This window comes from Vibrio sp. CCB-PB317, assembly GCF_022808245.1.
Taxonomy (GTDB): Bacteria; Pseudomonadota; Gammaproteobacteria; order Enterobacterales; family Vibrionaceae; genus Vibrio; species Vibrio diabolicus.
The window spans coordinates 1,425,582-1,450,925 of the sequence record NZ_JALGNU010000001.1 but is presented as its reverse complement, the minus strand read 5'-3'; the positions used below and the strand labels follow the sequence as shown (position 1 = coordinate 1,450,925).

19 protein-coding genes are annotated in these 25,344 nt (G+C 44.4%); 8 read left to right on the top strand and 11 right to left on the bottom strand.

Annotation, left to right across the window (positions count from 1 at the left end):
• Positions 1–267 precede the first annotated feature (267 nt).
• From MTR11_RS06740 to MTR11_RS06720, 5 genes are all read left to right on the top strand, one after another.
• A complete protein-coding gene (locus MTR11_RS06740; protein ID WP_243327181.1) occupies positions 268–1,188 on the top strand; it encodes an HDOD domain-containing protein in 921 nt (306 codons plus the stop codon).
• A gap of 152 nt (positions 1,189–1,340) precedes the next feature.
• Positions 1,341–2,246 carry a lysine exporter LysO family protein gene (locus MTR11_RS06735; protein ID WP_006742620.1) on the top strand — a complete coding sequence of 302 codons (906 nt, stop codon included), beginning with the start codon at positions 1,341–1,343 and terminating at the stop codon, positions 2,244–2,246.
• Between the two features lie 206 nt (positions 2,247–2,452).
• Positions 2,453–2,965 (top strand): hypothetical protein, encoded by a 513-nt coding sequence (locus MTR11_RS06730; protein ID WP_012841922.1) that lies wholly within the window; start codon positions 2,453–2,455, stop codon positions 2,963–2,965.
• A 199-nt stretch (positions 2,966–3,164) separates the two neighbouring features.
• Positions 3,165–4,811, top strand: coding sequence for a pyridoxal-dependent aspartate 1-decarboxylase PanP (panP, locus tag MTR11_RS06725; protein ID WP_006742621.1), 1,647 nt, complete (start codon positions 3,165–3,167; stop codon positions 4,809–4,811).
• Between the two features lie 311 nt (positions 4,812–5,122).
• Positions 5,123–5,977, top strand: coding sequence for a MurR/RpiR family transcriptional regulator (locus MTR11_RS06720; RefSeq protein WP_005378021.1), 855 nt, complete (start codon positions 5,123–5,125; stop codon positions 5,975–5,977).
• Positions 5,978–6,055: 78 nt separating this feature from the next.
• Here MTR11_RS06720 and MTR11_RS06715 read toward each other — a convergent pair whose 3' ends face one another.
• A complete protein-coding gene (locus tag MTR11_RS06715; RefSeq protein ID WP_005393219.1) occupies positions 6,056–7,300 on the bottom strand; it encodes an iron-containing alcohol dehydrogenase in 1,245 nt (414 codons plus the stop codon).
• Between the two features lie 377 nt (positions 7,301–7,677).
• On the opposite strand from MTR11_RS06715, the gene MTR11_RS06710 reads away from it, so the two are divergent.
• Positions 7,678–7,944 carry a GrxA family glutaredoxin gene (locus MTR11_RS06710; protein WP_005378026.1) on the top strand — a complete coding sequence of 89 codons (267 nt, stop codon included), beginning with the start codon at positions 7,678–7,680 and terminating at the stop codon, positions 7,942–7,944.
• A gap of 174 nt (positions 7,945–8,118) precedes the next feature.
• Complete coding sequence (locus MTR11_RS06705; RefSeq protein WP_006742623.1) at positions 8,119–9,801, top strand: aspartate:alanine antiporter; 1,683 nt, start codon at positions 8,119–8,121, stop codon at positions 9,799–9,801.
• Between the two features lie 76 nt (positions 9,802–9,877).
• Here the strand turns inward: MTR11_RS06705 and fabV are convergent, their stop codons facing one another.
• From fabV to MTR11_RS06665, 8 genes are all read right to left on the bottom strand, one after another.
• Positions 9,878–11,080, bottom strand: coding sequence for an enoyl-ACP reductase FabV (gene fabV / locus MTR11_RS06700; RefSeq protein WP_243327180.1), 1,203 nt, complete (start codon positions 11,078–11,080; stop codon positions 9,878–9,880).
• A gap of 174 nt (positions 11,081–11,254) precedes the next feature.
• Positions 11,255–13,537 carry an acyl-CoA dehydrogenase gene (locus tag MTR11_RS06695; protein ID WP_243327179.1) on the bottom strand — a complete coding sequence of 761 codons (2,283 nt, stop codon included), beginning with the start codon at positions 13,535–13,537 and terminating at the stop codon, positions 11,255–11,257.
• 62 nt (positions 13,538–13,599) lie between these two features.
• A complete protein-coding gene (locus MTR11_RS06690) occupies positions 13,600–14,244 on the bottom strand; it encodes a TetR/AcrR family transcriptional regulator (protein WP_005393225.1) in 645 nt (214 codons plus the stop codon).
• Between the two features lie 725 nt (positions 14,245–14,969).
• Positions 14,970–16,121, bottom strand: coding sequence for a Na+/H+ antiporter NhaA (nhaA, locus tag MTR11_RS06685; protein WP_006742626.1), 1,152 nt, complete (start codon positions 16,119–16,121; stop codon positions 14,970–14,972).
• 329 nt (positions 16,122–16,450) lie between these two features.
• Positions 16,451–17,575, bottom strand: coding sequence for a lipocalin-like domain-containing protein (locus MTR11_RS06680; protein WP_046874817.1), 1,125 nt, complete (start codon positions 17,573–17,575; stop codon positions 16,451–16,453).
• Complete coding sequence (locus MTR11_RS06675; RefSeq protein WP_243327178.1) at positions 17,575–20,028, bottom strand: ABC transporter permease; 2,454 nt, start codon at positions 20,026–20,028, stop codon at positions 17,575–17,577. The genes MTR11_RS06680 and MTR11_RS06675 overlap by 1 nt, the downstream gene beginning before the upstream one ends.
• A complete protein-coding gene (locus MTR11_RS06670; RefSeq protein ID WP_005393230.1) occupies positions 20,009–20,680 on the bottom strand; it encodes an ABC transporter ATP-binding protein in 672 nt (223 codons plus the stop codon). The genes MTR11_RS06675 and MTR11_RS06670 overlap by 20 nt, the downstream gene beginning before the upstream one ends.
• 187 nt (positions 20,681–20,867) lie before the next feature.
• On the bottom strand, positions 20,868–22,244 hold the full coding sequence (locus MTR11_RS06665; protein WP_170902136.1) for an MATE family efflux transporter: 1,377 nt from the start codon (positions 22,242–22,244) through the stop codon (positions 20,868–20,870).
• Positions 22,245–22,339: 95 nt separating this feature from the next.
• Here MTR11_RS06665 and MTR11_RS06660 point away from each other — a divergent pair, with 95 nt between their 5' ends.
• On the top strand, positions 22,340–23,818 hold the full coding sequence (locus MTR11_RS06660; protein ID WP_243327177.1) for a DUF2867 domain-containing protein: 1,479 nt from the start codon (positions 22,340–22,342) through the stop codon (positions 23,816–23,818).
• Here MTR11_RS06660 and MTR11_RS06655 read toward each other — a convergent pair.
• Together MTR11_RS06655 and MTR11_RS06650 are read right to left on the bottom strand one after the other, a co-directional pair.
• Complete coding sequence (locus MTR11_RS06655; protein ID WP_152812360.1) at positions 23,775–24,359, bottom strand: NapC/NirT family cytochrome c; 585 nt, start codon at positions 24,357–24,359, stop codon at positions 23,775–23,777. The genes MTR11_RS06660 and MTR11_RS06655 overlap by 44 nt on opposite strands.
• A 22-nt stretch (positions 24,360–24,381) precedes the next feature.
• Positions 24,382–25,005, bottom strand: a complete 624-nt coding sequence (locus MTR11_RS06650) for a c-type cytochrome (RefSeq protein ID WP_243327176.1) — start codon at positions 25,003–25,005, stop codon at positions 24,382–24,384.
• Positions 25,006–25,344 lie beyond the last annotated feature (339 nt).

Below are 25,344 nucleotides of genomic sequence, written 5' to 3'. Positions count from 1 at the left end.
GAGTTGTGCTCACCAACTTGCTTAATCATACTTAACGTTGAAAAATAAGTTAGGACATAGGTCACATATAAAAAAGTATATATTCAGCATACGTGATTAGTTTCACACTTATTATTCATGTGGTGATATTTTTTTGACGCACGGCATGCCCAAAACACGCCATCATTATGATCTCGCTGGCAATTACGAGCACGTGATACGCATTTAATTGATAAAGAATACGCTGTAAGGGTACACTGTACGAAAGATCTCAAGTACAGCGTCACAATGGAACATTTATCATTTTTTTGGCTGCCAAATAATAAAGATAAGCTTATAAACGCACTGGAATCCGAGTTTGCTCAGCTGGTAGAACAGTCCATCTCAACGGGTAAGATTTCATTACCCCCTATTCCTGATGTCGTGCTTAAAATTCAGCAGTTATGTGTCGAAGAACACACCACTATTTCAGATGTTGCTAACTGTTTGTTAGAAGATCCCGGCTTGGCGGCGGTCGTTCTACGAGTAGCAAACTCTGTAATTTTCAATCGTAGAAACATTACCTGCAACGACTTAACCACCGCGGTATCTCGCCTTGGTATACTGCGCGTGCGTGAAATTGTTACCGCACAAGCGATTGAACAACTTAAACATTCAGTAAATTTAACCAAAGAATGTAATGCTATCTTGGTGAAAAGTGCAGCGGTATCCCGAGAACTCGGTGCCGTCATGGTGATATTGGTTCAAGCGTTTCGTAAACACGAGCCAGGTACTTACGGGCACTTGGAGCAAGAAAAAGCATTGCTGGTTGGTCTGCTAGCCGATATCGGTTTGTTTTGTCTAATTAACGAGTACCACCTGTACTTAGATAGAGGCAATTACCTAGATCCTGAAATTGCGTTGCAAATCTTCCAAACTCGTTGTTCAGCAACAAGCAAACTGGTGCTCGAGCGCTGGGGATTTGACAATGACTTTAGAGAGGTCTCCTCAAACGAGAAGTACGAGCAAACGCGACCGGAAGTGAGTTATTTAGACATTGCAAGAATCGCGCATCACCTATTGATGTTCCGCAATCATGATGAACGCATTGATGAACACGAAGTTGAATTCAACTTAACAGGTGCAGAGGTCTTGTATGAACTCAGCAATATGAGTGATACTGACTTCAATGACCAAATACGTGCAGTGCTAAGTGCTAGCGGCTTGTAATTTATCGTTTTCTCACACCTAATTCGCGATAAACGATTCGCTCAAGGCTGAGCAGCGTTTGGTATTTGGTGAAATATCTCTCTAATTTCAACCGATAAATAATTTGATTTATGTGTGTTGGTATTATCTCAAAAAAGGAATCATAGAGCTTTATGTTCTCAGGGATGCTATTTATTTTCGCTCCACTTGTTGTGGGGTATCTAATTCCTATATCTCGAGCCTCGTTACTGGAGAAGATCAATCAATCAACGTCCTACCTTATTTACGTCATTTTGTCGTTGATGGGACTTAGCCTAGCAGCGCTCGATAACTTAAGTAGCAACTTACAGAGTATTCTCCTCTATGCGAGTACTTTCTTTTTATGTTTAAGTACCTGTAACCTGTTAGCGCTGCCTATTATCGATAGGATTATTCCTCTCCAGACCAATCAGAATCAAAAGAAGCTGCCACTATCCTCGATGGCTTTAGAATCAGTAAAGCTGATTGTTGTCGTTGGTGGCGGGCTAGTAGTTGGTCTGCTGTTACCCATCGATTTAAGTTGGGTGGATACAGCGAGCGAATGGATACTCTTCCTGCTCCTATTTTTTATTGGTATTCAGCTTCGCAATAGTGGTCTTACTCTTCGCCAAATTCTATTAAATAAACAGGGTATGGCCATTGCGGCAGTTGTGATCGCAACATGTATGCTTGGTGGCGTTATTGCAGCGATACTTTTGGACCTTCCTCTCTATCAAGCCCTCGCGATGGCTTCAGGCTTTGGCTGGTATTCACTCGCAGGAATTTTGATGGGAGACGCTTTTGGCCCCGTGTTTGGGGGAGCATCTTTCCTGATCGAATTGATGAGAGAGCTGGTCGCGCTGGTAGCCATTCCTCTCTTTATTCGCAGCTATCCGTGCACAGCAATTGGTTATGCAGGTGCAACAGCAATGGACTTTACCCTACCTGTTATTCAGACTACAGGTGGTGTGCGTTGTGTCCCAGTCGCCATCGTTAGTGGGTTTATTTTGAGTTTACTGGTACCAGTTATGATGCTTTTCTTTGTATCACTTGCTAGCTAGATCTCAGGTTTTCGCTTTAACATCCATTACAATACGGCAAAAATTCAAATACCCAGTTAACGTCAAAGTGATCAAGATTTTGGCAATAATCCGCTTTCTTTTTGTCAATTAGCCCAATGATTTATCACGACTAAAGAGAAAGAAGGGTGAAACATCAACTTATGTGCCTTGCGTTAATAAAGGGATAACAACCAGAAGGAAGAAGAATGAAACGCTTTGTCGTTGCAGCGCTCCTCGCTACAAGCTCAACTTTTACGTTTGCCGCAGATCAACAATGTCTTGCAAGCAAATACGACGGCTATGTTGATGCCTCACTACAGTGGTATCAAGATCTTGTCGATTTGACGGTTACCCAGTATCCAGATCTAAAAGAAGTTAGCCAGTGGTTTTTGGACGGCCGTAAACATCACTTTGAATTAAACCGTGAAGCGGTTCACTATTTTCTAGAGAACGATCCTAGCCGTGTTGCAACAGAACAGCCAATCGAAGCATGGCTAAAATTGGAACAACACGACGTTAAGCAGCTAGCAAGCCGAAGTGATAAGTTAGGTGAAGTCGCAAAACAAACGTTTAGTGACCGTCAATCGACTAACCATCCAAAAAACTACGAACTCCGTTCAGCATTCGCCGACCTGCTTAGCCATCCACAACAAATTGATACCGCGCTTAATAAGTACAATCAGTCAATAGAGAAGATTGAAAAGCAGAAGTGTGATTAATTAATCGTTGAGGATGCTCGAAAACGCCAAGTGTTTTAACACATTAAAATCAACGATTTTTTAATGCGAAGATTGTAGCCCTCACCTAAAATTTTCATTTCAGCAACATGGGTTTCAACAATTAAAACGGGACTTTGCGCCCGTTTTAGTTTAGATTGTGCCGCTCGCATTACCAAAATAACTACAAAGATTCTTTGCTATGGTTAAGGAACAAAAAACCGCTGACGTTAGCTTTGAGAGCTTGCTAAAGATCTTCACTGTCCCAGAAGGTCCTGACTCAACGTTAACCAAAATTGACGAGAGCCTCTCGCGAAATCTAAATCAATTTCTTCGTGAACACATCGTGGCAGAAGAAAAGCCTTTACGCGAAATCGAAAAAGACTTTTCTTCTGCTCAGATTCCTGAGCAGCCAGAGTTCGTGTCAGATCATACAGAACACTTACTCGACACTTTGGTGTCGCACTCCGTTCACACTTCTTCACCAAGCTTCATTGGTCATATGACATCGGCGCTGCCTTATTTCTTGATGCCACTGTCAAAGATCATGATCGCCTTAAACCAAAACCTGGTAAAGATAGAGACTTCTAAAGCCTTTACCCCGCTTGAACGTCAAGTTTTGGGCATGCTACATCGCTTGATCTATGGTCAGAGCGATACGTTTTACGATCAGTGGATGCATAGCGCAAACCACTCATTGGGCGCATTTTGCTCCGGCGGTACCATTGCCAATATCACTGCACTTTGGGTAGCACGTAACAAGGCGTTAAGAGCCAATGGTTCATTTAAAGGCGTTGAGAAAGAAGGCCTATTTAAAGCCATGAAGCATTATGGCTACGATGGCTTAGCGGTATTGGTGTCTGAGCGTGGTCACTACTCCCTTAAGAAAGCAGCCGATGTACTAGGTTTAGGTCAAGAAGGCTTGGTTGCGGTTAAAACGGATGCCAACAACCGTATTATTGTCGACGACCTTAAAGCGAAAATTGTTGAACTAGAGAAACAAAACATCAAGCCTATTGCTGTTATTGGTGTAGCTGGTACAACAGAGACAGGTAATGTCGACCCGCTACCTGAAATCGCAGAAGTCTGTCAAGCTCACGGTTGTCATTTCCATGTGGATGCCGCATGGGGTGGCGCAACACTTATGTCTAATCACCATCGTCACCTTCTTAACGGTGTGGAAATGGCAGACTCAGTAACCATTGATGCGCACAAGCAACTCTACATCCCGATGGGCGCTGGTATGGTTCTGTTCAAAGACCCTGACGCAATGAAATCCATAGAGCATCACGCTCAATATATCTTGCGTAAAGGCTCAAAAGACCTAGGCAGCCATACATTAGAAGGCTCTCGTTCGGGCATGGCAATGTTAGTCTATGCCGCAATGCACATCATCAGCCGCCCTGGCTATGAGCTGCTGATAGACCAAAGCATTGAAAAAGCTCGCTACTTTGCAGATTTAATCAAGCAGCAAGATGATTTCGAATTGGTTTCTGAACCAGAGCTTTGTCTCCTCACGTACCGCTACTTGCCGCCATTCATCCGTGAGGCATTAGCAAAAGCGGAAGGTTCACAAAAAGAACAACTGAATGAACTGATTAATGAATTAACACAGTTTATTCAAAAGCGTCAGCGCGAAACGGGCAAATCGTTTGTTTCACGTACAAGACTGAACCCAGACCAATGGCAGCGCATGAACACAATTGTGTTCCGAGTGGTTTTGGCAAATCCGCTGACGACCAAAGAGATTTTGAGTTCGGTGCTTGATGAACAGCGTGAAATCGCCAAGCAAGCGCCAAATTTGATGGAAAGAATTCAGCAGGTGGTCACTGATATCCAATCGTCTTAATGGCCCGAAAGAGTTACATCAATTTGAAATTTTTTTTCGTTTTGATGTAACTCAAACATCATTCTCGTGCGACTGGCGCAACAAAACATCGATTACACATCCAATTCTGTAGTTTTTACAACATTTTGTTTGAGGCCTGTCAAATTCTCACTAAATAGTATCCGTTATTGGTTTAGACTGATTGAAGATCAGGTTTATACTGATTCTATGGCGCTGGTTGTTTTCGTTAACGCCCCACTCTACTCTGGAATCTTCGTGTTTCCTTTCGTTAACAGAGCCAGCGAGTTGTTCTCTATACCCTCGTGAACACTATGAATACATTAGAAAAAATTCAAAAAAACCTGGAGAATTTCAGTAAGTCAGAGCGCAAAGTTGCGGAAGTAATTATGGCGTCTCCACAAACTGCAATTCATTCAAGCATTGCAACGTTGGCTAAAATGGCTGATGTTAGTGAGCCCACTGTAAACCGCTTCTGTCGTCGTCTGGACACCAAGGGCTTTCCAGATTTTAAGCTTCACTTGGCACAGAGCCTAGCCAACGGTACCCCTTACGTTAACCGTAACGTGGAAGAAGACGATGGCCCAGACGCGTACACCCATAAGATTTTCGAATCGACCATGGCGTGTTTAGATGTCGCGAAAAACAGCCTAGATCCAATGCAAGTGAACCGTGCGGTCGATTTGCTAACGCAAGCGAAGCGCATTTCATTCTTTGGCCTTGGTGCATCATCTTCTGTAGCCCGAGACGCACAAAACAAGTTTATTCGCTTTAACATTCCAATTACTTGTTTTGAAGACATTGTCATGCAGCGCATGAGTTGTATTAACTGCAGTGATAATGATGTTGTGGTTCTTATTTCTCACACAGGTCGAACGAAGAGTCAGGTCGAAATAGCAAACCTTGCTCGTGAAAACGGCGCGACGGTCATTGCGATTACAGCAAAGGACTCACCGCTAGAAAAGGCAAGTTCACTCGCTATTACGCTTGATATTCCTGAAGATACCGACGTCTATATGCCAATGGCGAGTCGAGTTGTACAGATGACGGTGATTGATGTACTGGCAACTGGCTTCACACTCCGCCGTGGTACAGGTTTCCGTGAGAACCTAAAACGCGTAAAAGATGCGTTGAAAGATAGTCGCTATGACAAGCTAAGTCAGTACTAAGTCCTGCTGTTTAGTGAAAGATTTAATAAAGGGGAGCTCGACGCTCCCCCTTTTTTCAATGTGTTTTAGATCAATACATCAACCCAAGTCGTTCACACTCGATAAGTCCGTTCTTGATTCAAGCACTTCTACAGAGCTCACGTGTTGTGTGCTCTCTGCCACACACTCTCCACTGCAATCACAGACTTGCTGCAATATGTATATCAAACGTTCCTGATTAAGGGGTAACGGGTTGCCTTTGATCGCCATCGACTTAAGCGCATCGTTCGCCACTTGTTCAAAAGAAGTTTGACATACTCCGAATTGGCCAAGTAACGGCAACGCTAACTTATCTAACACCATATTTACCCAAAGAACCCCATCGTGCTCATTCGCGTTCGCACGATCGGTAACCAATTGGGCAAGCTTACGATAACGACTTATCACATCATTCCTGCCAGCGAGCTTCGCGGCGTTAATATTTTCCTGCATCACGTGCGGTGCAAGACGCGCCGTGATCACGCTGTGGGGAGCATCTAACTTACCTCCTAACGCCGACGCAAGCCCATGCGCAGCACCTAATTTGGCATTAGTAATGGCCATGCCACCGAGCAACGCAGCGAACGATAAATCCGACCGAGCCTTATGATTATCTTGCTTACAAGCAGCAATCACTGAACGGCTTAAACGACGAAGTCCCTCTTCGCACACCATATCTGTAAGAGGGTTTGGCTCACCACACACATACGCTTCCATCAAATGAGTGAACGCATCCATCGCGCCACGCCCGGATGTGTATTGATCGGTTCCATAAGTGAGCGTCGGATCCACAATGGCAACGTCTGCCAGCATATCAGGGCTTCGAAGACTCACTTTCACTTTATCTTGTCCAGACTTCAACACCGCATTTCGGGTTACCTCTGAACCCGTGCTTGCTGTCGTAGGAATTGCAATAAAATGAAGAGGTTTTGCCTTTAATGGTACGTTTCTTCCTACCACTTCGACGTAATCGTAAACATTGCCTTGATTAGGAATAATAGCGGCTAGGGCTTTACCCATATCGATGACACTGCCACCGCCAATAGCAATCACCATATCAGGCTGGAATTTTCTACCGAGTACCGCGGTCTCTTCTACCATTGTGATATAAGGTTCGCCATTGATTGCTACGTGTTGGTAACGCATATTTTGAGCTTTAAGGTAGTTAATGATGGGCGTGGCTCGTTGGGTGTCCTTCCCAGTTACCAGCAAAACACTGTAGCCAAATTGGTTGATAACGGATAATGAAGACTGAAGTGCACCTTCACCAAATATAATCCTTGTTGCAGTCATAAACTGAAACATACACATCCTCCCAAAATAATATACCCAAATAACCTCTTGCCCTCTGATTTAACACTTATGTAAGAGTTGAAGTCATTTGCGTATAGCCAGATTAGATTGCTATGTTTTTGAATAAAAAAAATTGACCAATTCCACCTTGCCATCATTAACCTCTTAAAATGTATGTTTTTTATGCGTCACTTCACATACTTTAGAGCCATAGAATAAGGGAGCGCGTTTAGTTTTTATTCGATAGATTTCACCTATAGAACCAAGAGGTAATTGCTGCTTTATTTCCGTATCTGGATCGGGCATAGTTACTGCAACAAAAGAGAGCGCACTCAGCCGCTATGTTTTGTACGCTTTCAAAAAAGAATAGATTTAGGAGAAATAAGATTATGTTCGTTGTTATCTTTGGTCGCCCTGCATGTCCTTTCTGTGTTCGTGCAAAAGAACACGCAGAAACGCTAAAAGCGAAGCGTGACGACTTCAACTACCGTTACGTTGATATCCATGCTGAAGGTATTTCTAAAGCAGATCTTGAGAAAACAGTTGGTAAACCAGTTGAAACTGTTCCTCAAATCTTTATCGACCAAGAGCACATCGGTGGCTGCGACGAGTTCGAAGCATACGCGAAAGAGCACCTAGGTCTATTTGACGAATAATAAAGACAGTTTTTAAGAAAGCCGCTTCATGCGGCTTTTTTATTATTTTTCAGTTGGTTATTACCTTACGTCAACTAATGGTAAAACCTAAAAAAATTCACTTATCTTTTTGCTATATTTAGTTACAATTCGCAATTCTTAATCTTTTTGGCACACACTTTACCGAGCCACACAGTGAACATAGACGTCGTATACCTTCTTGAGCAAAACCCTATCCTTCTAATCTTCGTCGTATTAGCCATTGGCCTTGCCATCGGAAAAATCCGATTTGGCAAATTACAACTAGGCAACTCCATAGGCGTTCTTATTACCTCGTTGGTAATGGGTCACCTTGGCTTCTCATTCAATGCAGAAGCATTAACCATTGGCTTCATGCTGTTTATCTATTGCGTTGGCATTGAAGCTGGACCAAACTTTTTTGGCATATTCTTCAGAGATGGTAAGCATTACTTTATTTTAAGTATGACCGTTCTCGTGTCCGCAGTCAGCTTAACGTATGGCTTGAGCCACTATTTCGGCCTCGATTTTGGCTTGTCAGCCGGTATGATGGCTGGCGCGTTGACAGCAACACCTGTACTGGTTGGTGCACAAGACGCTCTTAACTCTGGCCTTGCGACTATACCGCGCAATATGGATTTTTCTTTGGTATTAGAAAATCTATCCGTGGGTTACGCGATGGCTTATCTGGTCGGCTTAATTAGCATGATCATGTTCGCGAAGCTATTGCCAAAACTACAGAAGCAGAACCTGTCTGATTCTGCGCAGCAAATTGCTCAAGAACGTGGCCTTGGAAATTCAAGCCAAAGAAAAGTGTACTTACCGATTATTCGTGCTTACCGAGTCGGTCCAGAATTGATTGACTGGACTGACGGCAAGAACTTGCGTGAACTAGGCATTTATCGTCAAACTGGCTGTTACATTGAGCGAATCCGCCGTAACGGTATTCTCGCCCATCCAGATGGTGATGCTATTTTGCAAGAAGGTGATGAAATTGCACTGGTTGGCTTCCCTGATAGCCATGCTCGCTTGGATCCTAGCTTCCGCAACGGTAAAGAAGTATTTGATCGTAACTTGCTTGATTTGCGCATCGTTGAAGAAGAAATTGTCGTAAAAAGTGACGCTATCGCAGGCAAGCGTTTATCTGATTTAAACTTATCTGAGTTTGGCTGTTTCTTAAACCGCGTGGTACGTGCGCAAATAGAAATGCCGATGGATTTAGACATTGTTCTCGCTAAAGGTGACGTCCTTCAGGTAAGCGGCGAGAAAAGCCGAGTACATGGACTCGCGGAAAAAATCGGTTTCATCTCGATCCACAGTCAAATGGCCGATTTACTCGCTTTTTGCAGCTTCTTTATTTTGGGTATTCTGTTTGGCCTCATCACGATGACATTCGGCCAGGTTTCGTTCAGCTTGGGTAACGCGGTAGGTCTTTTGTTATCTGGTATTACACTTGGTTTCTTACGAGCAAATCACCCTACTTTCGGCTATGTCCCGCAGGGGGCGCTGAATATGGTCAAAGATTTGGGTTTGATGTTCTTTATGGTGGGAATAGGTCTAAGTGCAGGCGGAAAGATGTTCGAACACTTGACTCAAGTTGGTCCAAAAGTGATTGGTCTAGCATTCATTGTTAGTGTTGTGCCTGTGGTACTGGCCTATTTAGTGGGCGCACACATACTCAAGATGAACCGTGCCCTGCTCTTCGGTGCCATTATTGGTGCCCGAACTTGTGCCCCAGCTATGGATGTCGTCAACGACTACGCTAAATCCACCATCCCAGCTCTTGGCTATGCGGGTACCTATGCGATTGCCAATATTCTGATGACGTTGGCCGGTACGATCCTGATAATATTAAGTTAATAACTTTGACTGATGAAAGCAAAAAAGGCGCTCAATGAGCGCCTTTTATATATCTGTTGTCTAATCAGTCATTCGATTAGATTTGGATAAAATCAGCTTCAACCGCTGGATTTACATCCGCTTCGTAATCTACGCCTTCAACACCGAAACCAAATAGTTTCAAGAACTCTTCTTTGTACTCTACGTAGTCAGTCAGTTCTTTTAGGTTCTCAGTCGTAATTTGAGGCCATAGCTCACGACAGTGCTGCTGAATGTCGTCACGAAGTTCCCAGTCATCCAGACGTAGACGGTTCATCTCATCCACTTCTGCTGCGCTACCATCTTCTTTGTACAGACGTTGGCTGAACATACGGTAGATTTGTTCCATACAGCCTTCGTGTACGCCTTCTTCGCGCATTTTCTTGAATACCATTGCAATGTACAGTGGCATAACAGGAATTGCGGAACTTGCCTGAGTTACAACAGATTTAAGTACAGCAACATTTGCACTGCCGCCTGTCGCTGCTAACTTGTCGTTTAGCGCTTTCGCCGCACGATCTAGGTCCATTTTCGCTTTACCTAGTGCGCCATCCCAGTAGATTGGCCAAGTTAGCTCAGTACCAATGTAGCTGTACGCGACTGTCTTACAGCCTTCAGCAAGAACACCAGCATCAGACAGTGCATTAATCCAAAGTTCCCAGTCTTCACCGCCCATAACGGTTACTGTGTCTTTGATTTCTTCTTCTGTTGCAGGCTCAACACTTGCTTCGATGATCACATCTTTGTTGGTATCAACAGCAGTTGATGTGTAAGTTTCACCGATAGGCTTAAGCGCTGAACGAACTAGCTCGCCAGTTTCTGGCATTTTACGTACTGGAGAAGCCAGTGAGTAAACCACCATATCGATCTGACCTAAATCTTCTTTGATCAGTTCGATAGTTTTCTGTTTCGCTTCATTTGAGAAAGCGTCGCCGTTTAGGCTTTTTGCGTACAGGCCTTCTCCACGCGCTAGCTTTTCAAAAGCAGCCGCATTGTAGAAGCCTGCCGTACCTGGTTTCTTCTCAGTGCCTTCTTTTTCGAAGAAAACACCGATAGTTGATGCACCGCCACCAAATGCCGCAGCGATACGAGAAGATAGACCGTAGCCACTTGATGCACCGACAACAAGAACGCGCTTAGGTGCGTTTTTGATTGGGCCTTGCGCTTTAGTGTACGCAATTTGTTCTTTTACGTTAGCTTCACAACCAACAGGGTGCGTTGTAGTACAGATAAATCCACGAATTCTAGGTTTGATGATCATATTCAACTTCCTTTAAAAAACCTTGTTAGGATAAAAGTTTCGTCGGGATTTCGCATCTAATTTCTGTAAAAATGCTCTGAAAAGGCAAGTGGTTGGAGCACTATCCCAACATCCACTCTGCAAGAACACAAAAAAGCACCTCATCGAGGTGCTTTTCTTAGTATTAACGGTTTACTATGCCGCCGGGTTCAAATGCGACTTTTTTGGGCAATCGGTTCGTACTTCAGAAAAGTCATGACTAAAGTGGTCAACTTGAATCGCCTTGTAACGCAATTTGTCTGCCGCCATGATTTGGTCAATTTCTTGCTCAGTTAACACGCCTGCTTCAAATGCTTGCTGCAGACGGTCGTGTAGCAGACCTTTACGAGCCACTTTCCCATCCTTCGCCGCCTTCATAAGCTTACGCTCTAATGGTTTGATTTCGTACATTGCGAGGAAGGCTTTCTCCATTAAGCCTACGCTGTCGTCGTCGGATTTTCCGATGTAACAAAGATGCGTGAGTCGATCACGTTGTGCTCCTGGCGTCATCATCGCTTCCGCCAGATTCACACACAGTTCATCGCTTGGCTTATTGAAATGATTGCCAAGTGGGAACAATAACCCTTTCAGCGCACCGCCAACGTATTTCACAGGGAAGTTGGTATAAGCCTCATTTAATGACTTAGATGCGTTATACAAACAATGTTGAACGGCGTAGTGGACAAAATCTAGATCGCCTTGTTGACGTCCTTCATCTTCATACTTTTTCAGTGCGGCAGACGCCATATATAGATAACTTAAGCCATCACCCAGACGTGCAGAAATCATTTCTTTACGCTTCAAATCACCGCCTAGTGTTAACATCGCGAAGTCAGCACTAACAGCAAGCGCTCGGCTTAATCTTGTGATTTCTTTGTAGTACTGCTGTGTTGGGCCACTCATGTGTGCTTTGACAAACCGAGAACCAGTTAGCGCCGCGCCAAATGCACCAAATGTATTGCCTACCGCATGTTTGATGTGTTTAAAGAGCAAGTTGTCAAATTCTTTCGCCCCTTGTTCAGAATCTGGATTCGCCGCGGCTTCCATTTCTTTCAGTACATATGGGTGACAACGAGTCGCACCTTGACCAAAAATCATCAGGTTACGAGTCAGAATATTCGCGCCTTCAACAGTGATAGCAACTGGAATACCGAGATAATGTTTAGCAAGATAGTTCATTGGGCCATCTTGAATCGCACGACCCGCATGGATATCAAACGAATCATTTAGAATAGTACGCGCGATTTCCGTCATGTGGTACTTGGCAATCGCGGTTACGATCCCAGGTTTTTCTTTCATATCGAGAGAAGTCGTCGTCAGCGTACGTGTCGCTTCTAGTAGGTAAGTAAGACCACCAATACGCCCCATTGCTTCTGCGACACCTTCAAACTTACCGATCGACATACCAAACTGTTTACGCACGTAAGCATAAGCACCGGTTGTACGTGTAGTAAGATGACCAATCGCTGTGCCAAGCGCTGGGAGAGAGATACCACGACCAGCAGAAAGACACTCAACCAGCATACGCCAACCTTTACCTGCGTAATCAGCGCCACCGATCAACCAATCCATAGGAATGAAGACATCTTCACCACGAGTCGGACCATTCATGAATGCAGAACCCAGAGGATCATGGCGCTCGCCTATCTCGACACCTTCATGGTCAGCGGGGATCAGTGCACATGTGATTCCAACCTCTTTCTTATCACCAAGTAGCCCTTCTGGATCCTGTAGCTTAAATGCTAATCCAAGCACTGTCGCCACTGGCGCAAGTGTGATGTAGCGTTTATTCCAGCTAACTCGCACGCCAAGCACTTCTTTGCCTTCGTGAGTGCCATAACAAACTACGCCTTGATCTGGTATACCACCGGCGTCAGATCCCGCTTCGGGCCCTGTTAATGCAAAACAAGGAATGTCGGTACCATCAGCTAAACGAGGCAACCAGTAATCTTTTTGCTCTTGTGTACCGTAGTGCGATAAAAGCTCACCTGGACCAAGAGAGTTCGGTACCATTACCGATACCGCGGTACTGATACTTCGAGTCGCAATACGAGAAACAATGGTTGAGTTCGCTAAAGCGGAAAATTCACGACCACCATACGCTTTTGAAATGATCAGTGAGAAAAATCGCTCTTTACGTAAGTACTCCCATACTTCAGGCGGTAAATCCCTGTCTTCTTTGACAATCTTCTGGTCATCAAGCATTTCTAGCAGGGTTTCAAGCTCATTATCCATAAATGACTGCTCTTCTGCTGTCAGTGTCGGCGTTGGATAATGGTGCAATGTAGTGAAGTTAGGCTTGCCTGAAAATAGTTCGGCATCCCACCACACACTACCCGCTTCCATCGCCTCTTTCTCGGTGCTAGAGAGAGGTGGCAATACTTTTTTGAACACTTTAAAAGCTGGGTCACTAATCCATTTTCTTCGTAGAGAGCTCATAGTTCAGATCCTTTTGTTCACGTAACCGCTCTGGGCATAATTTTATTATTGGTTTAACTTTCTTATTTGTCTTGTGCCAACTGCTTCGCTGACATTCCTGCTGACAAATAAGGAATCAGTAAATCGACGACAGATTTCACATCGACTTCCTTTTCAAATTTACTTTCAGCAAGCTCCGAAAGAGCTTGGCTTGAAGCCATCGTAAATACGCAGGTACCTAGCGTGAAGTGCAGTCGCCAAAACAGCTGCTCCTCACATAGTTCCGGGTTTGCCTTCATTATCGAGAAGGTGAAGAGGTTAAGTACCTCTTCATATCGAGTGGTGATGAACCAACGCAGATGACCTTGTACGTCTGTGTAACCACGGCCAATTAACAACATGAATAATGCAGTACCATTGGGGCGCACATCATTTAATGTACGCAAAGGTAAACGCAATGACTCAAAGACGTCGTCCATGTCGTAGCTATCACGCGTGTTTAACTCGATTAGTGAGGTTTTAATGCTCGGCATGAGCGCTTCTAGGTATCTATCTAAAACCGCTCTAACTAGCGTTTTTTTATCGCCAAAGTGATAATTTACCGATGCTAAGTTGACGTTCGCTTTACCTGTTATCGTTCTTAGCGAAGTATCATTAAAACCATGTTCAGCAAAGAGTCCTTCTGCGACATCGAGTATTTTTTCTTTTGTTGATGTTCTCGGGGCCATTTCAATCACTCGTATTAAACAACTGTTTGAAAATATACTCCTGAAACTTTAGATTAACAAATGATTAACATCACACTTTCACCAATTGGTCTGACCAGAACTTAGAAGGTGTGATCTAATCTTTTGAATTTAAGTCTAATAAGCAAATGATGCTCGCCTGAAGAAAATGACCAAGTTTCGCAAACCATCGTATTTGAAACGCTAGCAATGTCGTTAGGCGGTCGGAGCAGGAGGTGCGGGTTTGAAATGCAATTTAAGTTTATAGCTACTATAGAAAAGAGGGCTATCGAGTTTCAAACCGCCATTAAGTTGGTTACGCTGTTCGCCTCTTCTCTTACTTCTTTACGATACAAGCGGGCAGAAAGAATTAAATCGAATTTTTTTGAAAAAAAATGGAACTGTTTGGAAAAGGTTCGGTCTGAATAAATGTAACAACTAGGGCATTTTAAGTTTCACTGGCCGTCAAACTTGTTTCCATCTAATTGTTACGTTGCTGCTTTTTTCTTATTAACTCCTATGTTTGTATCCGCCCAGTCAAATTTTCGGCTGGGCTTTTTTTCGCCCGCAGATCTACCAACCTACCTTTTTCGATGATTCCGTTCATCTCCATGGGCTAGACATCCGCTTAATACGAAAGTGTCGCTATTAAGTCGCTGATGTACTGAACTATGGGTATAAAAAAGCCTCCCGATTGGGAGGCTTTACAAAATAGCGCATTTTTTATCTTACGCTTGCGCTTTCTTAGGCAAAGAAAAGTGCAGTAAGGCATAACCAAGTAATGCGGCTGTTGTCGAGCCCATTAAGATACCGAGTCGAGCATAGGTATCAAATTCAGGACTTACATTTCCGAACGCTAAAGAGGAAATAAAGATAGACATTGTAAAGCCAATACCACACAACACAGATACCGCAAAGATATGCTTGAAGTTAACGCCTTCAGGTAACTTAGCAACGCCCATTTTTACCGCTGCCCAGCTAAAGGTAAAGATACCTAGAGGCTTACCAACCAGTAGACCCAAAGCAATACCGAGTGGCAGCATTGAAGTTAGACCTGACATCGATACGCCTTCTAACGAAATCCCCGCATTGGCAAATGCGAATAGAGGCAGAATACCAAATGCCACGTATGGGTGAAGCGCGTGCTCCATATGTTTAAGTGGAGAATGTTCGCCCTGCTTTCCCTTTAGTGGGATAGCAAAACCAATCACTACACCTGCCAATGTTGCGTGAACACCAGATTTAAGCACCGCGAACCATAAGATCGCACCGACGATCATGTATGGCGTAAGTTTTGTTACTTCCTTCGCATTCAACATGAATAGGACACCAGTCATGATGAAGCCAACAAGCAACGCCATGGTCGACAGGTCACCGGTGTAAAATAGCGCGATAATAACAACCACACCTAAATCATCTATGATAGCAAGCGCCAGCAAGAACACTTTTAGACTTACTGGTACACGCTTACCTAATAACGCCATGATACCTAAAGCAAAAGCGATATCTGTCGCCGCTGGAATTGCCCAACCAGAAATCGCCTCAGGATCGTTGGCATTAAAGGCTACGTAAATAAGAGCAGGAGCTAACATACCGCCAACCGCTGCAATCGCAGGGAAAATTGCGGTTTCTTTTGATTTTAACGCACCTTCAAGTAGCTCTCGCTTAACTTCAAGGCCAATGAGTAAGAAGAAAACAGCCATTAGGCCGTCATTAATCCAGTGAGAAACTGACATACCAAATACATAAGTATGCAGTACAGATTGATAAGTTTCGCCCAGCGGTGAGTTAGCAATGGTCATCGCAATTGCCGCTGCAATCACGAGAAGAATACCACCAGCTGATTCCATTTTGAAAAAGTCACGAATGACATCGTTCATGGTTTCGTCCTTATATTTATTATCTTAATAAACGATTAACAAAGAATGATAAGAGTGTATAGCGGTCGAAAACTTTAGAATAATCGCTTCTTCAGAGTATAAACTTCGATTTTTCCGATATGAAGTTTACTATACATCGTATTTTCCAACATAACACTCAATTTTGATCACAGCGCGTACTTGTTGTTATCGCGCCAAATGTTTATCAAGATTATGAGAAAATCAGCATAACATGGCATGTACTGTCATGATAACCCCATACTTTTGAGAAAAATTCAGGAAGTTTCATCCACTAAAAAACCACCCATTAGGGTGGTTTTTATCAGAATTTAATAACCAGTGAGCTGCATAAAGCCCCAAGCCTCGTTGGAGCCAGAAGCTAAGGTAGGACCTTCCCAATACGGTATAACAAACGGAAGCCACATATCTGATTTGATAATACGAGTGGTCAAGTTAATTTGATGCTTTGGAATATTAATAATCCACTGCAAAGGCAGCCTTCTTCCATTTGATAAACTGGTCACTTGCATTGGTTTAATACTGATATCATCATCTGAGAGATTAATGACTTTACCTGAGCGTGTGGACAAGGTGCCAAATACATGCGGTGTTTGTCCATGGTGGCGATAGCGGCTGACTGTCAGTGCTCGACCATCATCTAAATTGAATACAAACCAATCCCAACCCTGTTGCCCTTCACCAATTAAGCCACTGCCCCACTCTTTCTGAGCCCAAGCAGAGCCAGCAACAGAGAAGCGTTTGCCATTAATGTTCAAACTCCCTTTCACCTTTAAAAATGGCGCACTAAAACTGAAAGAGGCAACAGATTGCAACGCGTGTTTAACCTGAAAACCTTTGTCTCCATTCACGACAAAGGGGCCATTTGTCATAGTATTGAGATCTAAACCAAACGTATCGGTAGTCACATTCAAGTTACCAGGGAAAGGCGTTGCACCAAGTGAACGCCACGTCCAATTATCAATCCATAACCTGAAAGGACGATTAGTCATGCCAGCTTGGCCTATCCCGCCTCTCGCTACACGTTGCTCTTTCCAGACGTGCGAACCATGGCTAACGACAACATGTGAAATGTACAGTTGAGGGTTTTGCCATCCGCTGGTTTCTCGCTCGTCTGTCGCGACCCTGAAGTAACTCCATTGAACATTGTATATTTTCCCTTGTTCATCTTTCAGTTTCGCAAAGTAGTGCCACCATTCATGTTGGTACTCGGGATGAAAGCGAAAGTCTGACGGTAAAGAGACATGCTCGTCAGGTAATACAGGTTCAAAAATCGTTTGATTTTCACGCGTTAGAATAGAATTAAGCTCGCTTTCTTGTGTTGCTGTCGCTTCCAACCAAAAAGTTGAGTAAAAAGCAGCCCCGGTCAAAAAGGCAAACGTAATAACAATGATCGTTGAAACTAACAAGCGTTTTTTAGAGCCCACTTTTTTCATTACAACGCGTCCCTTAATGACTTCATTGGCGTACTCTTAATCATTCTAATAACTGGCAATGCGCCAGCAATCATGATGGCAAGCATCGCCCAAGCAATAGTTTGAGCGTATTCCCAAGGAATCGTTTGAAGCTCCAGAGACCAGCCGAATGATTGCTTAATGATAATATCAACGATCAAGTGTGCAAGTGCCAGACCAAGTGGCACCGCAATAATCGCGGAAATGGCCCCGAAGACAAACAACTGCAAACCACCTAATGCGACAAGTTCCTTTCCGGATACCCCCATACATCTCAGCAAAGAGAAGTGCCGCTGCCGCGACAACTCGCCCGCCAATGTCGCGAAGAATAAGCCAAACACAGCAATAATCAGCGTGATGTTGCCCAAGGTTCCTGCAATAGCGAAGGTATGATCAAATACCCTCATTGCCTGACTATAAATATTACCATTATCAAACACACGGTCTTGCGGGAGGCGGAATACATTTTCTAAGCGATTTTTCAGCCCCTCCCCATTAACGCTATCTTTTAACACTACACCAAGGCCAACATTGCCCGTCCCTGCAAATGCATACAGCCAATTCCGGTGCGACATCATTACCTGGTTATACGGGTTTCCATAATCGTAATAAACACCAACGACTTGCCAGTCTCCACCCAGTGGTTCCTGCAAGTTAATGAAGTCTCCTGGGCGAATATCCAACTTCAAGGCCATCGATTCACTCACCATCAAGCTCTTGGTCGCGTGCAGTTGATACCAGTAATTCGGGACACCTAGTTTTACCGTCAGTGCATCTAGCTCACCTTCAGAAGAGCCTGTACTCACCACTTGCAAAGCACCATGTTCGGTTGGCATATCTTTTTCCCAACGCCACCAAACCGAGTTGACTTCTGGTTGGTTTTGCAGCCACGCACTCATCCGAGCTGCTGAGTTATTTGTCGGATAGATATAAATATCCGCTGCTAATCGCTGGCTGAGCCATTTATCGGTTGTATCCCTAAAGCTGCCTACCATCGTTTCTACGCCGATATTTGCCGCCAGTGCCAACATAAACGCCATTGTTGCCACACCGCGATAACTCATGCTCGCAGCTGCATCGGCAAAAAACCAACGTACACGTACCCAACGCATGGTGTAAGAAAAGCTCTGGAACATATGCCACATAATAAATGGCATGAACAAGGCCACACTAACCAACATCAGCGCAATAATGGCAAAGCCAGTTTCTTGTGTTTTCGGTGCTTGATACACTGCGATTGCCGCGACACAAAACGCACACGCAGCAAGAGCCTGCCAAGAGAACTCACGCCCTGCAAATCGCATTAATGACAGTCGAGAAGATAGACGAATTGGCTGTGACTTCAACAAACGAATCAATGGCCACAAACACGATATTAATGCGCCCATCGCTGCCATGATCAGACTATATAAGCTGGACTGCCAAGACCATCCTATTGTTAAGCCTACGTTGGCATCGTACAAATCGCTCAGGCTCGATGAGACTGCAGGGATCAGCTCATTTGCCAAGATCAAACCAAAAAAGTTACCACACGCCCACGCAATAAAGACGAGCAACGACAACTCTAACAACAATGCTTGAGCCAACTGCGTTCCGTTGACCCCCGTCTGTCTCAAAATACCCACCAAACGTTGTCGCTGAATAAATGACAAAGACATCGCTTGATAAAAAATAAACAACCCGACCAAAAATGACAGCATCCCCATCGCAGTGAGATTCATGTGGAATGCATTAGTTAACGACTCAAGCTCCGTACGCGTATTCCTAACGAGCGTCATGCCATTGGGAAGCATATTTTTCAGTGCTATTAGCTTTTCCTCTGGCATTTCACCACAAGAAATCGCAGATAAACCTGAGCTCCGCTTGAGCATACGCAACAACGATATATCAGTAACCAGCCGAGTCCCTGAGAGCATTTTGTTTTTATCGACTTGAATCGGTCCGAGACGACTTCCGTCATTCATCTCAATAAAGTCCCCATTCTGCCAACTCATGTAAGCGGCCAAATCTTGACTGACTAGAATGGGATAAGGAGGTTTCATTAATGATAAAACGGGCATCTCACCCAAAGATTTGCCTTGCTGCAATGGAATCATCGCGACAGGATCAATCCCCACCAGCATCAAGCTCATATCGGTTTTAGCATCTAGATGCAGCACGTCAAACGGCGCACATTGGTTAAACCCAGCTCGACGCAACTGGATATAGAAACCTTGAGGGATTTTATTGGCAGAGTGTTTAGTTCGGATTCGGTATGGCAAAGGATTGGAGAAAAGCTTTTCTCCTGTCGCATAACTTTGTTTTGCATGCTGGTTGATAGAAGTAACACCAACAAGAAGGGACACGCCTAAGGTTAACCCTAGCCAGACAAGAATAATTTGTAGTGGGTAACGACGGTAATGACCGAGTAGTGCCTTAACTACGGGCCATAACATGCAGTTGCCCTCCTTGAAGTCGAATCTTACCTTCCATATGGGCCGCCACTTTTTCACTGTGCGTCACTAACAGCAAAGTACACTCCAGTTGGCGAGCGAGACTCGTCAATAAGCGCATTACCGCTTCTGCGTTTCGCTCGTCTAGGCTACCAGTTGGCTCATCAGCGAGTAGGATTTTAGGTTCCATATAGAGTGCGCGAGCAATAGCAGCACGTTGTTGCTGACCACCAGATGCTTCTTCCGGGTAACGGCCTAGCAGAGGCATTAAATCCAGAGCAGAAAGAATTTGACGCCACAACTCTTTATCTTCTGGCAAACCTTTTAACTGACGACAAAAACGAATATTGTCGGCAATATTGAGCGTAGGAAGCAGGTTGAACTGTTGGAAGATATTACCAATATTGTTGCGGCGATAAAGGGTTCTCAAATGCTCTGGCGCATCATGCATGGCAAAATTTGGAAACTGAACTTCACCAGAGTCTGCAGTATCCAGTCCGGCAATTAAGTTCAGCAAAGTACTTTTACCCGAACCACTTTCTCCCATCAGAGCGACTTGGTCACCTTGCTGTAATGTTAATTCTGCCCCTTGTAATACAGGGTGAAATTCTCCCCCGTCTACATAGCCTTTACATAGGTCTGACAGTTTTAACATTGATTATGCCGCTCGGATGGTATTTAAAAATTGGGATCAGAATCTACACTAAAATCCTGTTAGTAGAAAGTATTTTGACTGCTTGATCACACTATGAGAGTACAAATGCAACTCGATTCACTTTCTGTTCCTAATTTTGTTGACGTATTGAGCAGATTTTTGCAGCTGCAGAAAGCTCTGTTTACCTCTATTGACCGATAAGGTTTTTCATCCATTTTCGGCTCACCATTCTTGGCAGACAAATCGTCCACTTCACAACTTCCTCGGTCAAAAAGAGTAAGTAAACCCATTGCGGCTCCCAACCGAGCTGAATCGCTGCAAATGCCGCGAGTGGAATCCCAATCACCCACTGCGCAAGAATGTCTTGATACAAACAAAACTTAACGTCGCCACCCGCACGTAATACCCCAACAATGACCATCATCGGCACCGAGCGTAATACGACACCTAAAGCAAGAATCACCATAAACTGTTCAGCTAACTGGCGAGTATCCGCTGTCAGTGCACTAAACGCATTAAGGATCCATTGATTGGACACTATCAATACAACAGCGACCACAAATGCGATAAACACATTCAAAATGACCGTAGCCCAAGCTTGGTAATACACAGGTTCAAAGTTTTTCGCGCCGAGTTGGTTACCCACTAAAACCGCAGCTGCATTCGATAGGCCAATCATCATAGCGAGAGCGATTGACTCAACGGGCGTCATCACCGACAACGCTGCCAAACCTTGCACACCCGCTTGCCCCATGATGGCATGGTAAGCGAACAATCCACCAGCCCATGCCAAAAAGTTAAATGTGGTCGGTAAGGAAAGGCTCAAGAAACGCGTTATTTTGTCTAAAACCAAACCTGCGCGTATATCATCCCAACCAAATGCAATTATGTGTTTCTTCAGCCATAAATAGCCAAATAGACAACCGACTTCGATAGCGCCACTGATAACCGTTGCAATGGCTGCCCCTGTAATCCCTAAAGCAGGAAAACCTAAGTGACCAAAAATTAACACCCAGTTGAGGAAAACATTAGACAGAATGCCTATACCACTAAAAAATGTGCTCAGCCCCGGTTGGTGCATCGCTCTCAACCCCACCGACATACTAGCGACACACGCAACAGCAAACATGCTAACGGATGAAATAATTAGATAGCTGGCCCCTAACTCAATCACTTCTTGTGAGTCTGTAGTCAGTTTCATAACTGGCTGTGGGAAAATAACAAACAAAGCAACAGCAATGGCGGCAAACACCATGGCTATCATCCATGTTAAAGCGGTACTGCGACGTACCCCGACTTTATCGCCTGCCCCCCAATATTGTGCGGTCAGTAATGCACCACCCGTCGTCACCCCAACTAACATGATGGTAGTAACAAACGTCGCGCGCGCCGCTACCCCAACAGCGGCTATTTCAGCTTCACCAAGTTGGCCGAGCATAAGCACATCGACGAGGCTTCGGCTAGAAAACATCATGCTTTGCAGTGTAATTGGTAGCGCGATCGCAAATAAGCGACGTAAGAATGCTTTATCTGCATGTATTGAGAGTTGAGAGAGAAAAGTCACAAGCGCTCCAACGACAACTTATTGATAGAATGGGGAAAGTGTCTCATGATTATACTCTGTGGTGTTTATTCCACCAACGATTAAAAGGACAGATAATGAAAAAGGTGTTGGTGCTAGGCGCCTCGGGTTACATTGGTTCTCAACTTCTTCCGTTACTCTTAGACAAAGGTTACGCCGTCACGGCTGCGGCGCGACATATCGATTATTTGGAGTCAAGGACTCGACCCCATCCTAATTTAACGTTGCGGTATCTGGACCTAGCCGACGCAGAAGCCACGCTCGCTGTGGTGAACGATTTTGACTTGGTATTTTTCCTAGTACACGGAATGGCACAAGGCGATGACTTTGTTGAGTACGAGCTAAACCTTGCTTTGAACTTTAAATACGCATTGGAGCAAAGCCGTGTCAAACATGTCATTTATTTAAGTGCCATCCAACCGCAAACCGGAAACTCGCGCCATTTAGCCGCACGCAAAGCAACGGGCAAAATTATCCGACAGTCTGGCGTTCCAGTAACTGAATTGCGTGCAGGCGTCATCATTGGCCCCGGCTCCGCGGCTTTCGAGATCATGCGAGATTTTGTCTACAACTTACCTATTTTGATTGCGCCTAAATGGGTCGACTCAAAAGCCAACCCTATTGCCCTACCCAACCTCAATCACTATTTATTGCAGCTGGCCGAAGCATCACCCCCAGAAGAAAGCCAAATTTATGAAGTTGGTGGGCCAGATACACTCAGCTACCGCGAGCAGTTTAAAGTCATTTGCCGAATCACCAACAAGCCTTATCGGCTGTGGTCGACACCGTTGCTTACCCCCAAAATGGCATCGTACTGGCTCGGCTTGGTCACCTCTGTACCAGCAAACATCGGCAAAGCATTACTCGCGGGGTTAGAGCATGACTACATTGCCGATTCCAAAGCGATTGAAGCACGATTTCCGCAAACGCTGATCAGCTACGAGCAAGCGGTATCCGATACCATTCAAGATGAAGGCACGTTTGTACGCAGCAATGTTTGGGGCTTTGAACCAGCGGCACTTCGTCGATGGCAACCAGGGTATGGCTACTACCCTAAACAAGCCGGTGCGAGCATAAAAACTCAAGCCTCCGCTGCGGCATTATGGAAAGTGGCTCAAAAAATCGGGAGTCGTGAAAAAGGCTATTACTTTGCCAACATTTTGTGGCGCACACGTGAATGGCTCGACATCTTTTTTGGTGGCGGGAAACCGATTCGCGTTTCTCCTCCGGGGCCGGAGCTCAAAGTCGGCGATTATATTGACTCTTGGAAAGTGATTCGCTGCGAGGAAGATCAGTTCCTCTCACTGTTTTTTGGGATGAAAGGCCCGGGGCTTGGACGTTTAGAAATTACCATCAAAGACCATGGTGATGAACGAGAACTGGATATCACAGCTTGGTGGCACCCGCAGGGGTTTCTCGGGCTGCTTTACTGGTTTGCCATGATGCCAGCCCATCTATTCATATTCAAAGGCATGGTCAAAGCCATCGCGAAAGAAGCCGAAAGTATCAGTATTACTCCTCAGGTGGGACAGTCTCTGGAGAATCTAGAGAAATAGGCAGGTGATGGGCAATCCCCGCATGGCAATCAATGCACGATTGATCTCGACTTTCCATCATTTGATGTCGACGCGCAACGGTTCGTCCTTGCGCTTCGAAATCCATCTTGTCAACAGAATGGCAGTATCGGCACTGCTTTGATTTATTCTCGATAAACTGCTTTGTAACTTCAGCTGCTAATCTCGGACGATGTTCTGCCTCGAAATTCTCAAGTGTAATATCACCAGTCAGTTTGTGATAGATATCTGCTGTAGCGCCGATTTTCAATGCTATTTTGGCAAAAAACTCCCTAGGGACATGGCAATCACTGCACGTAGCGGCAACCACACCCTGAGCATTTTTGAAGTGTGGGGATGCTTGGTACTCCTCAACTATCGTATCCATCCCAATATGGCAACTGTAACAAAACTCGTTGCGATTGGTGTAATCCATACCAAAGTGAAAAACACTAACTGCCAACCCACCAAGGATAAACGCCAACAAGCCACCAATTGGTATGCCGAGCATCCACTTCCTGTTTGGTTTACGCCATAAACTCATCGGGGTTCATCCCAAAACAGCGCTAGCGATAACTCGCATAGTATTCTACGAGCGCGTTTAAATCATCGGAACTAAGCCCTTTGAACGCCTCATCCATTTTTTTATCAACGGAGCGTTTGCCTTGCTTAAACTGTTGCAACGTAGTGGCGAGATAGCCCTTCTGCTGACCAGCTAAAATCGAAGCTTCATCCAGAGCGTTACTGCCACCATCCGAATGACAGTTCTCGCAACTTTTCGCGTGGATAGCCTTACCTTTCATCGCTAACGCTTGATCAAAAGACTGCTTAGCTGGCACAAACTCAAGCCCAGCATAATGTTTTGCTAACTCTTCAATCTGCGCTTCAGATAAAGATTTGACTATCGTCATCATGTCGCCTTTTTGGCTCGTGTCTCCGTATACGTGATTAACCGAAGCTGAGGGTCTGCCTTCAAGGTAACGCAACATCTGGTCGAAAAAGTTGAACTCGGGAATCCCTGCGATTGTCGGAATATTCGTTTCTGAGCTAACACCGTTTGGCCCATGACAAGCTTCACATTCATGTTGTGAAATTAGCTCACTTGGTGACGCTAAACTGTGGGAGGCCAAAACTGAGTTAATGGCTAACACCGAGGAGAATTTTAGAGATAATTTAATTAGTTGGTGCATATTAGACTGACTCCGTAGTAATTATCTTTGTTAATTAAAAACAGACAGCGAATAAACGATAAGAAAATCATTTTATAAACGCGACTTAAAACCAACGATATCCAAGATAAAAATATTAAGCCGTCAACCATTTAAAGTAGCGTAGTTCAATACCCTTACTTTTTCTGCACCGACCTCTTCAAGAACAACAAACCTCAATACAAATAATTGATTTAAAAACATAATAATTTAAAACCCAAAATTCACGCACAGAAAAAGAGGTTTATTTTAATAATATTTCATATTGCGTCTATACTCTTACAAGCCATGTATTTCGATTTATTCTAGCGATGTAAATAT

Coding starts and splice junctions, on each gene's coding strand:
- MTR11_RS06740 (WP_243327181.1), top strand. CDS start 268: ATGGAACATTTATCATTTTTTTGGCTGCCAAATAATAAAGATAAGCTT.
- MTR11_RS06735 (WP_006742620.1), top strand. CDS start 1,341: ATGTTCTCAGGGATGCTATTTATTTTCGCTCCACTTGTTGTGGGGTAT.
- MTR11_RS06730 (WP_012841922.1), top strand. CDS start 2,453: ATGAAACGCTTTGTCGTTGCAGCGCTCCTCGCTACAAGCTCAACTTTT.
- panP (WP_006742621.1), top strand. CDS start 3,165: ATGGTTAAGGAACAAAAAACCGCTGACGTTAGCTTTGAGAGCTTGCTA.
- MTR11_RS06720 (WP_005378021.1), top strand. CDS start 5,123: ATGAATACATTAGAAAAAATTCAAAAAAACCTGGAGAATTTCAGTAAG.
- MTR11_RS06715 (WP_005393219.1), bottom strand. CDS start 7,300: ATGTTTCAGTTTATGACTGCAACAAGGATTATATTTGGTGAAGGTGCA.
- MTR11_RS06710 (WP_005378026.1), top strand. CDS start 7,678: ATGTTCGTTGTTATCTTTGGTCGCCCTGCATGTCCTTTCTGTGTTCGT.
- fabV (WP_243327180.1), bottom strand. CDS start 11,080: ATGATCATCAAACCTAGAATTCGTGGATTTATCTGTACTACAACGCAC.
- MTR11_RS06695 (WP_243327179.1), bottom strand. CDS start 13,537: ATGAGCTCTCTACGAAGAAAATGGATTAGTGACCCAGCTTTTAAAGTG.
- MTR11_RS06690 (WP_005393225.1), bottom strand. CDS start 14,244: ATGGCCCCGAGAACATCAACAAAAGAAAAAATACTCGATGTCGCAGAA.
- nhaA (WP_006742626.1), bottom strand. CDS start 16,121: ATGAACGATGTCATTCGTGACTTTTTCAAAATGGAATCAGCTGGTGGT.
- MTR11_RS06680 (WP_046874817.1), bottom strand. CDS start 17,575: ATGAAAAAAGTGGGCTCTAAAAAACGCTTGTTAGTTTCAACGATCATT.
- MTR11_RS06675 (WP_243327178.1), bottom strand. CDS start 20,028: ATGTTATGGCCCGTAGTTAAGGCACTACTCGGTCATTACCGTCGTTAC.
- MTR11_RS06670 (WP_005393230.1), bottom strand. CDS start 20,680: ATGTTAAAACTGTCAGACCTATGTAAAGGCTATGTAGACGGGGGAGAA.
- MTR11_RS06660 (WP_243327177.1), top strand. CDS start 22,340: ATGAAAAAGGTGTTGGTGCTAGGCGCCTCGGGTTACATTGGTTCTCAA.
- MTR11_RS06655 (WP_152812360.1), bottom strand. CDS start 24,359: ATGAGTTTATGGCGTAAACCAAACAGGAAGTGGATGCTCGGCATACCA.
- MTR11_RS06650 (WP_243327176.1), bottom strand. CDS start 25,005: ATGCACCAACTAATTAAATTATCTCTAAAATTCTCCTCGGTGTTAGCC.